Origin of the sequence: Streptomyces bullii (assembly GCF_042657145.1) — a bacterium.
Lineage (GTDB): Bacteria > Actinomycetota > Actinomycetes > Streptomycetales > Streptomycetaceae > Streptomyces > Streptomyces bullii.
Window position 1 is genome coordinate 346,335 of sequence record NZ_JBHSNY010000006.1, and the last position, 10,162, is coordinate 356,496.

Below are 10,162 nucleotides of genomic sequence, written 5' to 3' on the forward strand. Positions count from 1 at the left end.
GTCACACCCCCGTCTCGTGCGGGCAGTCGGAGCAGCCGCCCGGCTTCAGGCAGTTGGCCGGCGCCTTGGCGAGGGCTTCGCGCCAGCGGTCGAAGTTGCTGGGGTGGACGGGCGCGGAGATGTAGCCGACGGTCGTGCGGGTGGGCTCGTCGTAGACACGGCGGAACGCGGCGAGGGCCTCCCGGAGCGCCTGGGCGATGTCGTTGCGCTGGCTGCGCAGCTCATCGATCTTCTCCCCCAGGCCGTCCTCGGCTGTGCCACCGTCGGGGCGCGGGGTGAAGGTGGCGGCGGAGTTGTCGAACTGCACGGTGACCGTGGCTTCGGCGGGGTTGGGGCCGTTGCAGCCGTACCGCTGCCTCTCCGACCGGCCGCGGTGCTTCGTGCAGGGCTGGGCGCCAGGCCCGGCGTAGTGCTGGCGCACGTCGTCCATGTCGTCGTCGGTCGTGTCCAACGTCCCCAGCAGCCCGACGATCCGCCCGATGCCGTCGCCTTCGACCAGGTCGTACGACGGGTCGTCGGCACGCGGGTCACGCCGGATGCGCGCGAACGCATGGTCGGCCGCCGCGCGCCCCTGGTGGGGCAGCAGGTACCCGCCAGTCGCTTGTTCGCAGCGCCCGGCGTATGTGTGCCCCTCGGCGCACTCCTCACCGCAGCGTGTCGTCGGTGAAGGCCGTGCTTCCCCCCTCGTCCACTTCGTACCTGCGGCAGTCTCATGCTCGTCGTGCGGGCCTCGCACAACACATGGGCCACCGCGCACGATGCCGCCCAGCGCGGGCAGAAGGCGCTCGCCGCACTCGGCTGAGTCGTCCAGCTCGTCGCGGAGCTCGGCGCCGGCGGCCCGCACGAGGAACATCGACGAGCCATGAGCGGCCTGCCAGCGGTCGGCGAGCAGGTAGGCCCGGCCCGCTGCGGCCTTGGCGCGGTCCCGCTGCTCCAGCAGCTGGCCGACGATCGGCATGACGGCGTCGGTGTGCTTGGTGCAGTGCTCTTCGGGGCTGGCAATGGACGGCGGTGCCACCCAGGCCTCAAAGATGGCCCGGTAGATCTGCTGATGCAGGTACGCCCGTTCCGCCTCGGGCCCGCACACGTCCGCGGGCACGTCGAACGCCTCGACGATATGGGCGAGGTTCCGGCGGCGTACCTCGATCTCGTCTACCTGGTCCGCCGCGTTGACCTGCTGCTCCGGCTCGGACTGGGCGACTTCAGCGACCACAGGGCCGGACTCGTCCAGGTCGGCGATGACCCTCTCCAGGGACAGGACGGCCTGGTGCACCTGGGTGGTGAGCGGCGAGTAGAACACCTTCGGGTTGCAGTGCAGGGCGGCGTTGCCCTCGTTGGTGGCCGTCAGGTGCTTCTCGGTCCACCGGAGTGCTTCGAGGGCTTTGCCGAGTTCGCGGATCAGATCATCGGCGCGCATCAGCGGCCTTCCTTCGGGTGGTGGGTGGTGTAGAGCGCGTCGATGGCGCGGCAGGTCTGAAGGTCTTCGCGGCGGGCGCGGCAGGCCTCACGCCGGTCCATGAGGTGCTCGAATAGGCGGTGCAGGCCTCGCCAGGCCAGGACCAAGCCGCGGTTGAGGAGCACGGCGCAGAATGCGGCGGCGAGGGCGAGCAGCAGCAGCTGGCGCAGGCTGAGGGTCACCATCACGTGCCGTCCCTGTCCGTGTCGCGGAGGGCGGTCCGCAGGGCGCCGACGGCGAGCAGCAAGCCACTGGTGAGGAAGACGACCGCCCATACCGTGAGCTCGCGGTAGGCGGCGTCGGCCGCGCCGAGCATGCACGCCAGGGACAGCAGCGCCAGGAACCAAGGGTCGGGCAGGTTGATGCCGAGGGCGAGGACGGCGACGATGCCGACGGTGAGGGCGGCCCAGCTGAGCGGGGACATCAGGGTCCTTGTGTGGGTTCGTAGTTGTCGATGGGCGGGAGGGTCGTGATGCGGCTGCGGCGGAGCAGGTCGGAGTCCTGGTCGTCGTCGGCGCAGGGGCAGTAGCCGTACGGGCCGCAGCCGCCGTAGGGGCAGCGCCATTCGGTGGGGCCACTCACAGCGGTCTCGCGACGTGCAGGTTGGCGATCAGTCCGAGCCGGTCACGGGTGTTGCGTACGGCCCGGACGCCGATGCCGAGCTCGGCCGAGATGTCGGGGTCGGACAGACCCTTGGACCACAGCGCGTACACCTGACGACTGCGCCGGTCGGCACGCTTCGTGGCCCGGTGCTTGGCGTATGCCGCCCGGCACCCGTCATCAATGGGCTCACCGAGCCGCAGGTGCCGCCGGTACGCGGACACCGACGGGCACGCCGACGGTTTCCTGCCGGACTTCGCGGGCGCCTCGCCCCGCTCCTTGCGGCGCTTCAGTTCCTCGTTGTACTCGCGGGCCGCGGCCTTGCAGGGTCCGCAGCGGCAGCCCGCCTTGTACGTGGACCGCTTGCCGTGCTCGCGCTCCTCCAGCGGCTTCGTCGCCGCCGGGGGCTTGTCCTCGGCGGGCTCCTGCTTCGGCGCGGCCGGGTCAAGGGCGAACCGCTCGGCGCGGTTGAGGCCGGCGATGATGGCGTCGTCCCGTGCGTGCGAGCTCATGCCGCGTTCCCGGGCCATGACCCACGACTGGCAGTTGAGCAGCGTGGGGCAGGCGAAGCACACCTTCTTCGCTTCACCCTCCCGTGTCGGTTCGAAGAACAGGTCTGGGTCGTGGCGGCACACCGCGTCGGCCTGCCACTCCAGGGGGCGGGCGAGCGTGTCCGGGAACTGTCCGATGTAGCCGCTCATGGTGGGTCACCGGCCGCCGCTGCCCTTGGGCAGCTTGCGGATGCTGGCGCTCGCGCTGAGGCGGCGGCGCACGGCGTCGGCCAGCGTGGGCGACACTCGGAACCGCACGGCCTGGTACGAGGCGGCCTTGAAGGTTTCGCCGGTCTGCGGGTTGCGGGCTTTGCGTGCCTTGCGGCGGTACGGCAGCCAGGTGCCGAAGTTGGTGACGGCGACCTTGTGACCGGAGGCTGCGGCCCGCGTGATGACGTCGAAGACCGTCATCACGGTCTCGTGCACCTGCGCGGGCGGAATGCCGAGGTCGGCGGCCACCGTCTCGATGAGCTTGGTGGTGTTCAGCGGTTCGGTGATGCGGGTGGGCTTCTTCTTCACGGGGTGCTCCAGGTGGGGCGGGGCCGGGCAGCCCCGCCGATGCAGGTCAGGAAGGGGCTCAGTCGTCGCAGTCGTCGATGTCGACGGGCACCGGCACGTACTTGCTGCCGCCGTTGCCCGGCTTGGCAGGGCTGACCGGCTTCGGCTTGGCGGGCGCCTTCGGCACAGCCGGACGAGCGGGTGCGGGAGCGGGCCGCGGGGCCGGCGGCCCGGGCTTGGCGGCTGCTGCCAGCGCCAGCTGGTCTGCGCAGTCGTCGTCCGGCCCGTCGCTACAGGCGGCCAGGGCGGCGAGGACGACGGTCGCGGTGAGGGCGGCCGTGATGGCGCGCAGTCGCGTGGAACGCATGGGGAGGCCTTTCGAGGTGATGCCGGGGCTGGGGCAGATGCAGGGGTACGCGCGGCGGCAGAACGGGCAGACGTTCCTGCTCACGGCAGCAGGCCCTTCGCGCGGGCCGCGGTCAGCCATGTGCCGAACTCGCGGGTGATGCCGTAGTTGCGGTGGAACACGGGCTTTCTCTTCTCTGTGCTGGTGTCCGCCCGCCGCCGGGGCCGGTGTCATCCGCGGCGGCGGGCGGGGCGTGGGGTCAGCTCGGCCTCGGGGCCGGGCTGATCGCGAACGGCGTCTGGTGCAGCGGGATGACCCGAGCGCCGGGCGGGGGCGTTGCGCCGTGAGGCGGCAGCGGCGTGATCCGGCGGGCGTTGGCCAGCTCCGCCTTCAGGGCCCTGACCGTGTCCCGCAGCTGGTCCCTGTCGCGAACCTGCTCTTCGAGCTCGGCGATCCTCAGCCCGGCTTTCTCGACGGCGGCCAGGGCGTTGTCGCGCTGGTCGCGGGTTGCGTCCAGCTCCTCGTACGCGTCGCCCAGGTCGTGCTCCAGGCGGCCGATGTAGTGCCCAGAGCCGTCCAGCTGGTGGCGGGCCAGGAGGAGTTCGTGGCGCATCTCGCTCTTGGTGAGCGTGGCGCGGCGTGCGCCGGAACCGGTGCCGGAGCGCCAGGCGACGACGATGAGGATGAGGCCGACCACGCCGGTGCAGCCGACGCCCAGGAAGACGTACGCGATCACGCCGTACCGCCCTTCGCTGGCTCGCTACCGAAGGGCTGGTCACGATCGAAGCGCGCGCCGCCGGTGGCCTCGCGCAGCATCGCGTCGGCGCCCTCGTTCGCGGCCTGGAGGATGGCGAGCCGCTCGTCCAGGCGCCGGTTGCGGTCTCGCTCGGCGGCCAGCTGGGCGCGCAGCCGGTTGGTCTGGGCGTCGCTGAGTCTGGTGCGCAGGCGGCGCACCCAGCCGGGGGCAGTCACGCTGCACCGTCCTGGATTTCGCTGACGTGCACGAGGTGACCGAGGCCGCGGTCGCATTTGCCATACACGACCTCGTTGTCCGTGGGCAGGCCCCCCATCGCGGAACGCATGGCGTATCCGAGCGAGGCAGGGTGGCCCTCGTAGCGCATCCACGACTGGCCGAAAACCCGGTCGTGCCAGTCCTCAAGGCGGAACTGGATCGGGTCGGTGGTGTCGTAGCTGTACAGGGCAGCGGTGGGCCGGACGGTGACGGTCTGTCCAGCGAGCGGATGTGCGGTGGTGTGCATGTTCAGGTGTCCTTGCTGGTGCGGGCCGCTTCGAGGCGGCGGGAGAAGGCTTCGAGGTCCTCGGTCAGGCCGCCTTCGATGGACTCGCGGTAGTCGCGGGCCTGGAGCGCGGCCGGGTCGACATACCGGATCCACAGATCGGCGCCGTCCTGGGTGAGCCGCACGTCGGCGGCGTACGCCCCAGCTGGGCGGTAGGCGGGAAGGCGGTCCCCGGTGCGGACTTGGAGCGCGGCAGACACCGCGCTGGCCCGGCTGCCGTACGTCCCGGCGAGCACCCAATGCCCGGGCAGCTGCCGGGCCTGGTCGGCGGCGTGCCGGTGGTCGGCTCTCGGCTGGCCCTTGATCCCGCTCACCGGTCGCCACCTCCCGGGAAGACGGCTGCCTGGTCGACGGGGTGGAGTGGCGTGAGCATGCGGTGTCCCTCGAAGGGCTCGCGGGGCAGCAGCTCTCCCTGGCCGGGCGGCGTCGGGATGGGGCGAAGCTCGGGGTCGGGGTCGTCTTCACTGCGGAACTCGGTGCACACGTACTGGTCGGCGATCCCGTACCGGCCGTGCTCGTCGCGCGGCCCGTCCAGGAACTGGGCCGGGGTGCGGCCCACCAGCGTGATCAGGACCAGCGGGCAGCCCTGGCCGTCGTCGCCCTGGCGGGCGGGCTTGTCGTGGATGCAGCGATCGCAGTTCGCGGCCATCCAGCCGTACCCCTCGGTGCCGTTGGAGAACGCGGGCTCGTCGCGGGACTCGGCGAACAGCCGGTCGTAGTCGTCGGGGCTCACAGCTCGTCACCCCGCAGGCATGCGGGCATCCGCACGCGGTGCTCGCGCAGCACCCCAGTGGCGACGTCGTAGTCCTGGGCGCGTGACCAGTTGGCGTGAGGGAAGGCCTCGCGCAGGATGATCGCTGCCTGGTGGTGCAGGCCGCCGTCCCGCAGGGGCACCTCACGCCCGCTCGCGCCGATCACCATGGCCACCCACCGCTTGCCGTCCGGCCAGTGCACGCGGGTGATGCGGACTTCCTTCACGCTGCGGCCGACCAGGGTGTACAGCTGCTGGTCCAACGCGGACCGCGTGGCGGCCGCGGCCTGGAACTCCTTCGCCGTGGTGCTCATGCCTCACCGCCGGGGTGGAAGCAGGCGCGGACGGAACCGAGCAGCTGCTGGTACGCGGCCACGACGTCCGGCGTCCACCGGTGTTCGGGGGCCGGGTGGGCGTGGCGGAACCACTCGTCGCAGACGGCGAGCAGGAGTTCCTCGCGGTCGGCCGGGCGCATGCACGACAGGGCGACCTCGGCCGGGTGGTCGGCCGCCAGGCGCGCGAACGCGTCCTCGAGAGCCGGGTCGTCCAGGACGTGCCGGTAGTCGTGCGGGTGCTCCACCGGGTACCGGCGGCGCAGGGCCTCGAAGTCCACCACTGCCGGGGCGCCCGGCGCGGGGGTGGGGCGGCGGCGCAGGCGGCCGGTGAGCCAGCCGGTCAGCGTGGCGAGCGGGCGGTGCGGGGTGGTGCGACGGGCGATGTGCAACGTTGCGGTCATCGCCATCGCCTCCCTTCGGGATTCAGTCGGTGTCGGTGTGGTGCAGGGCCGCGCGTACGGCGGCGGCCCCGCGCTGGTAGGTCTCGGGTCCGGGCGGGCGCCGGCGGTGGCGCCACGGCTCCGGCAGTTCGGCGAGCAAGTCCGGGGGCTGGGCCATGGGGTCGGCGATCATCTGCGCGACAACGACCAGGACGCGGCCCCAGGTCATGCCCTCGTTCCGGGCCTGGGCCAGGACGTCGCGCAACTGGTCGATGGACCAGTCCGGGCGGCAGGCCTGCGCGAGGGCGAGCAGCTGGCCGGTGGCCGGGCGGGGGACGTCTCTCTCGTCGGTCATCGCTGCCACCTCCTGAGCACGGTCAGCGGGTCGGGCGGTCGGCAGGCGCGGCACACGCCGTGCGGGAGCGGCGTGCGTGAGGGTGCGCGGCAGGCTTCGCACTCGTGCCAGCGGCCGGGCGGGCGCGGGTACGCGGGACGGCGGGGGCCGGGAGGGCGACCCGGCGGACGCTGCCCGTCGGCGGCACGCAGCTCGGCGCACACGTCGCAGCGGACGCCGGTGTGCCAGATCCGGCCCGACTCGCAGGCAACCAGCCCGCAGCCACGGCGGACAACGGCCGCGCCAAGCAGCCACCGGCCCGGGTCACGGATGTCCTGTGTGGCGGCGAACCGGAACTCCAGCCGGGAACGCAGCCGCTCTGGCTCCTGGCCCTCGTCGAGCTGCCGGGCGATCTCCCGCGCCAGCTCCCGCACAACGTACGGCGACAGGCCCGGCAGCAGCGGCTTCACGGGTTCGAGGACTCGCCAGATCCGCGGAGCGAGACTCAGCTCAGGCCCGGCGTACGGGCGGCGGAACGACGGCGGAAGCGGAGGGTTCTCGGCTGCCTCACGCGCGCTACTACCTGAGGTTCGCCTACGGCGGATACCAGAGACGGCAGTGGGCGGATCTTCGGGTGAGTCAGTCTGGTGGTCTTCCTTATACGCGAGGGACCCACACTCAAGATCCCCACCCGATCCCTCGCCAGTGTCCGCAGTCAGCGCGGCGTGAGTCGGCTCGTCGTGGCAGGTGTAGAGGTGGCGGCCGCGGTATCCGGCACGCCGCTCGACACTAATCCAGCCGAGCCGCTCCAGCTCCCGCAGGATGCGCCGCACCGACCGGACGTCGAGCGCCTGGCCGGCCTTCTGCCCGGACCGGTGGCGCAGCACGCGCGCCAGCTCGGCCAGAGTGACGTGCGCCCCTGTCGCGGTGGCGTACGACAGGGCGGCGTACGCGCGCAGCTGGCGCGGGCTGAGAGACTCGGCGGCGCGCGACGGCACCCAAGCCCCGTGCTCACGCCGGGGATTGGTGGCGCGTATGCGGCGTACAGCCGTCCAGCCGTCGCCGCCCGGCCGCGTGCGCCGCTGGCTCGTCAGCTCCACCACGTCGTCGTCCGGCGCAGGCCGCATCAGCTGCGTCAGCGCACGTTCGACAGTGGAGCGCGCCAGGCCGAGCAGGCTGGAGAGGTAGGCGACCCCCGCCTCGCAGCCGGTGTCACGCCGGTCCAGGGCCGCGACCTTCACGTACACGGACACGGTGGAGTCGGCGTAGTGGCCGACGATCACACGCAGCGGCACGCGGACTCGCTGAGGCATAGGGGTCACCTCCCTTCGAGGCGTGGTCGGACTGAGTTAGGAGGTCGTTAGGAGGTGCTCAGCTGTCGTCGCCGCGTGCGCCGTCCAGGGCGGCGGTCAGGCCGTCGGCGACGGTCTTCAGCTCGTGCAGCACCTCGCTGACCGTGAGGTTCGGGGTGTGCAGCACGCGCCGGGCGTACGAAGCCCAGTGGTTCAGCCCGGCCCGCAGCCGGGCCGTCTCCAAGTACGCGAGCTGCCCGCCGGTCAGGCGCAGCGTGGACTCGTCCAACTCCAGCTGGCCTTCGTCGTCGAGGGTTCCCCGCGCCGTGCGCTGGAGGTGCAAGAACCGCAGCGCCTCCCGCACGTACCCCTCCTGCGCCTCGTTGGGCAGCTCCAGGTGCGTGATGCGGACCTTGACCGACGCCTCCTTCTCCGTCCCGGGGGCGGGCTCGGTGCGCTCGATCGCGGCGAACTCTCCGATGAACAGGCGCCGGGAAGCGGGCACGTCGTACACCGGGCGAATGTGCGGCTCCAGCGCCTCCTGCGCCGACGCGCTGACCTTGGCGTCGAACTTCAACTGCGTCACGAATCGGACTCCTTGCTGGGTGTGTTCAGGCGCCAGACGCGGATGACGGCGCCGGGGTGAGAGAGAGCATCGGCGCCCGTCAGGACGTACCTCTTGGCGGCGGACGTGTCGGTGACGACGCTGTCGTCCAGGAGCACGCCCGCGTCCTTCAAGGCGTCCTGCGTCGAGCGGAGCAGCTTGTCCGTGTCGGGCTTGCCGGTCGGGAGCTGCGGCGCGGACGCCTTCACCACGCCCGCGTTGCGGCCGGTACCGTAGTGGCCTTTCGGCCGCCTCAGCGTGAACACGACCTCCAGCAGTACGGCCTCGCAGAGCGGCTGCCACGCCTCGTCATGGGCAAGAGCGTCGAGGGCGGCGTGCTTCACAGCCTCCCGCCACGGCTTGACCTTGGCCGACGACTCGTACATAGCGCCGGCGGCGTTGCGGGTCTTCGACCCCTGGGGGCCCGGGGTGCCGTGCACGGTGAGCATCAGGGCGGGAGCGGTCACGGCGTCTCACCACCGTTCGCCCGCCGGTCCAGCTCGTCGGCAGCGCAGGAGAGCACGGACAGCGAGGTGTCACGGCCGAGGCCACGGATCATGGCGAGGCCGCCGACCCAGGACGACGCGTACAGGAGCACGGCCGCGACGTCGGCGGGAGCGACCCCAGTTGCCGCCACGACGTCCTCTGCGAGACCTGCGGACCACTCGTCGACGGTGCGCATCACGGCCGTGTCTCCCTGCCGCCGGCGGTTCTCACGGACGACGTCGAGGGCGCCCTGATAGGTCCAGTCGTCCTCGCTCATGGCGCGGATGCCGCGCGCGGCCAGCTGTCGCACGGCCTGGTCGATGTCGGGCGTGGTCACGCCTGCTCACCGCCCTCGCTGGTGCTGCCGGGCTGTGCGGGCTTCGGCCAGCTGGGGGCCTGCGTCTGCTGCTCGCCCTTGTCCTCCTGGTCGTTGCGGGCGATGACGGTGCCCCGGATGACGGGCGGGGCGGCCTGGCTGTCGTCCGCGTCGTCGTCGGCCCGGATCAGCTCGGCGAGTTCGGTCGACGTCGGGACGACCTTGACCAGGCGGCGCACGCAGGACTTGGCCCACATGGCGTCGAAGTCGGTGTGCCAGGCGGAGTCCTGCTTGCCGTTGCGCTCCGCCTTCTTGTAGGCGTTGCTGTACTTGTTGCGGATGGCTTCGGCCTGGCTCTGGTTGAGGAGGATCACCTGGGAGCGGCGGCCGTCGATCCACGCAAACGCGTACGCCAGGATCACCTTGCCGCGCTCCTGCTCGGACAGGTCGACGCGTGGCTTGTGGAAGAAGTCCCGAGGGCTCGGCTCAGTCGGCGTGTAGTCCCACTGGTCCTTCTCCCGGATCCACCCGAAGTGGACGCTGTCAACCCGCGGGTGCCGGTACATCAGCTCGATGTAGCCCTCGTACATCGGCTGGAAGGTCGCGGTGTCGCCGTAGGGGATGATCGCTGCCTGCTTGCCGTCGGGCTCCAACCCGAACCGGGCACAGGCGAGGAACGCCTGGTGCACGCTCGCGTGCGTGCACTTCTCCAGATTCGGCATGATGGACAGGGCCACGGACATGAAGTGCGCCCGGTCAACGTGTCGAGGCAGCGCGTCGGTGAAGTACGTCGCCCGGCTCTGGAGCCATTGCAGGGCACTGTCGTTGACAGCGAGGTCGGTAACCGGCGCCTGTTCCGGCTGCTGCTCGTCGGTGGCGGTTGCCCGCTTCACGCGGTCCTTGAGGTCGGACATG

20 protein-coding genes are annotated in these 10,162 nt (G+C 71.6%); all 20 read right to left on the reverse strand.

Annotated elements, in window-relative coordinates:
- Nucleotide 1: 1 nt before the first annotated feature.
- A complete protein-coding gene (locus ACFPZJ_RS19210) occupies nt 2–1,417 on the reverse strand; it encodes a hypothetical protein (RefSeq protein ID WP_381022845.1) in 1,416 nt (471 codons plus the stop codon).
- A complete protein-coding gene (locus ACFPZJ_RS19215; RefSeq protein WP_381022848.1) occupies nt 1,417–1,641 on the reverse strand; it encodes a hypothetical protein in 225 nt (74 codons plus the stop codon). Before ACFPZJ_RS19215 ends, ACFPZJ_RS19210 begins: the two co-directional genes overlap by 1 nt.
- The gene (locus ACFPZJ_RS19220) at nt 1,641–1,880 is read right to left on the reverse strand and encodes a hypothetical protein (RefSeq protein WP_381022850.1); all 240 of its coding nucleotides are present in this window, start codon (nt 1,878–1,880) and stop codon (nt 1,641–1,643) included. The genes ACFPZJ_RS19215 and ACFPZJ_RS19220 overlap by 1 nt, the downstream gene beginning before the upstream one ends.
- Nucleotides 1,880–2,038: a hypothetical protein gene (locus ACFPZJ_RS19225; protein ID WP_381022852.1), complete on the reverse strand. Its 159-nt coding sequence runs from the start codon at nt 2,036–2,038 to the stop codon at nt 1,880–1,882. Before ACFPZJ_RS19225 ends, ACFPZJ_RS19220 begins: the two co-directional genes overlap by 1 nt.
- The gene (locus tag ACFPZJ_RS19230) at nt 2,035–2,757 is read right to left on the reverse strand and encodes a WhiB family transcriptional regulator (protein ID WP_381022855.1); all 723 of its coding nucleotides are present in this window, start codon (nt 2,755–2,757) and stop codon (nt 2,035–2,037) included. The genes ACFPZJ_RS19225 and ACFPZJ_RS19230 overlap by 4 nt, the downstream gene beginning before the upstream one ends.
- Nucleotides 2,758–2,763: 6 nt before the next feature.
- On the reverse strand, nt 2,764–3,126 hold the full coding sequence (locus tag ACFPZJ_RS19235) for an HU family DNA-binding protein (protein WP_381022857.1): 363 nt from the start codon (nt 3,124–3,126) through the stop codon (nt 2,764–2,766).
- 58 nt (nt 3,127–3,184) lie between these two features.
- On the reverse strand, nt 3,185–3,472 hold the full coding sequence (locus tag ACFPZJ_RS19240; RefSeq protein ID WP_381022859.1) for a hypothetical protein: 288 nt from the start codon (nt 3,470–3,472) through the stop codon (nt 3,185–3,187).
- A 238-nt stretch (nt 3,473–3,710) separates the two neighbouring features.
- The gene (locus tag ACFPZJ_RS19245; RefSeq protein WP_381022862.1) at nt 3,711–4,187 is read right to left on the reverse strand and encodes a hypothetical protein; all 477 of its coding nucleotides are present in this window, start codon (nt 4,185–4,187) and stop codon (nt 3,711–3,713) included.
- Entirely contained in the window at nt 4,184–4,423 is a 240-nt protein-coding gene (locus ACFPZJ_RS19250; RefSeq protein ID WP_381022864.1) for a hypothetical protein, read from the reverse strand. Before ACFPZJ_RS19250 ends, ACFPZJ_RS19245 begins: the two co-directional genes overlap by 4 nt.
- Nucleotides 4,420–4,710: a hypothetical protein gene (locus ACFPZJ_RS19255; RefSeq protein WP_381022867.1), complete on the reverse strand. Its 291-nt coding sequence runs from the start codon at nt 4,708–4,710 to the stop codon at nt 4,420–4,422. Before ACFPZJ_RS19255 ends, ACFPZJ_RS19250 begins: the two co-directional genes overlap by 4 nt.
- Nucleotides 4,711–4,712: 2 nt before the next feature.
- The gene (locus ACFPZJ_RS19260; protein WP_381022870.1) at nt 4,713–5,063 is read right to left on the reverse strand and encodes a hypothetical protein; all 351 of its coding nucleotides are present in this window, start codon (nt 5,061–5,063) and stop codon (nt 4,713–4,715) included.
- Nucleotides 5,060–5,482: a hypothetical protein gene (locus ACFPZJ_RS19265; RefSeq protein WP_381022871.1), complete on the reverse strand. Its 423-nt coding sequence runs from the start codon at nt 5,480–5,482 to the stop codon at nt 5,060–5,062. The genes ACFPZJ_RS19260 and ACFPZJ_RS19265 overlap by 4 nt, the downstream gene beginning before the upstream one ends.
- Nucleotides 5,479–5,814, reverse strand: coding sequence for a hypothetical protein (locus ACFPZJ_RS19270; RefSeq protein ID WP_381022873.1), 336 nt, complete (start codon nt 5,812–5,814; stop codon nt 5,479–5,481). Before ACFPZJ_RS19270 ends, ACFPZJ_RS19265 begins: the two co-directional genes overlap by 4 nt.
- On the reverse strand, nt 5,811–6,236 hold the full coding sequence (locus ACFPZJ_RS19275; protein ID WP_381022875.1) for a hypothetical protein: 426 nt from the start codon (nt 6,234–6,236) through the stop codon (nt 5,811–5,813). Before ACFPZJ_RS19275 ends, ACFPZJ_RS19270 begins: the two co-directional genes overlap by 4 nt.
- A 22-nt stretch (nt 6,237–6,258) precedes the next feature.
- On the reverse strand, nt 6,259–6,570 hold the full coding sequence (locus ACFPZJ_RS19280; protein WP_381022877.1) for a hypothetical protein: 312 nt from the start codon (nt 6,568–6,570) through the stop codon (nt 6,259–6,261).
- Nucleotides 6,567–7,862, reverse strand: coding sequence for a hypothetical protein (locus ACFPZJ_RS19285; RefSeq protein ID WP_381022878.1), 1,296 nt, complete (start codon nt 7,860–7,862; stop codon nt 6,567–6,569). The genes ACFPZJ_RS19280 and ACFPZJ_RS19285 overlap by 4 nt, the downstream gene beginning before the upstream one ends.
- A gap of 58 nt (nt 7,863–7,920) precedes the next feature.
- Nucleotides 7,921–8,427 (reverse strand): hypothetical protein, encoded by a 507-nt coding sequence (locus ACFPZJ_RS19290; protein WP_381022881.1) that lies wholly within the window; start codon nt 8,425–8,427, stop codon nt 7,921–7,923.
- Nucleotides 8,424–8,912, reverse strand: coding sequence for a RusA family crossover junction endodeoxyribonuclease (locus tag ACFPZJ_RS19295; RefSeq protein ID WP_381022883.1), 489 nt, complete (start codon nt 8,910–8,912; stop codon nt 8,424–8,426). The genes ACFPZJ_RS19290 and ACFPZJ_RS19295 overlap by 4 nt, the downstream gene beginning before the upstream one ends.
- The gene (locus tag ACFPZJ_RS19300) at nt 8,909–9,268 is read right to left on the reverse strand and encodes a hypothetical protein (RefSeq protein WP_381022885.1); all 360 of its coding nucleotides are present in this window, start codon (nt 9,266–9,268) and stop codon (nt 8,909–8,911) included. Before ACFPZJ_RS19300 ends, ACFPZJ_RS19295 begins: the two co-directional genes overlap by 4 nt.
- Nucleotides 9,265–10,161, reverse strand: coding sequence for a RecT family recombinase (locus ACFPZJ_RS19305; RefSeq protein WP_381022888.1), 897 nt, complete (start codon nt 10,159–10,161; stop codon nt 9,265–9,267). Before ACFPZJ_RS19305 ends, ACFPZJ_RS19300 begins: the two co-directional genes overlap by 4 nt.
- Nucleotide 10,162 lies beyond the last annotated feature (1 nt).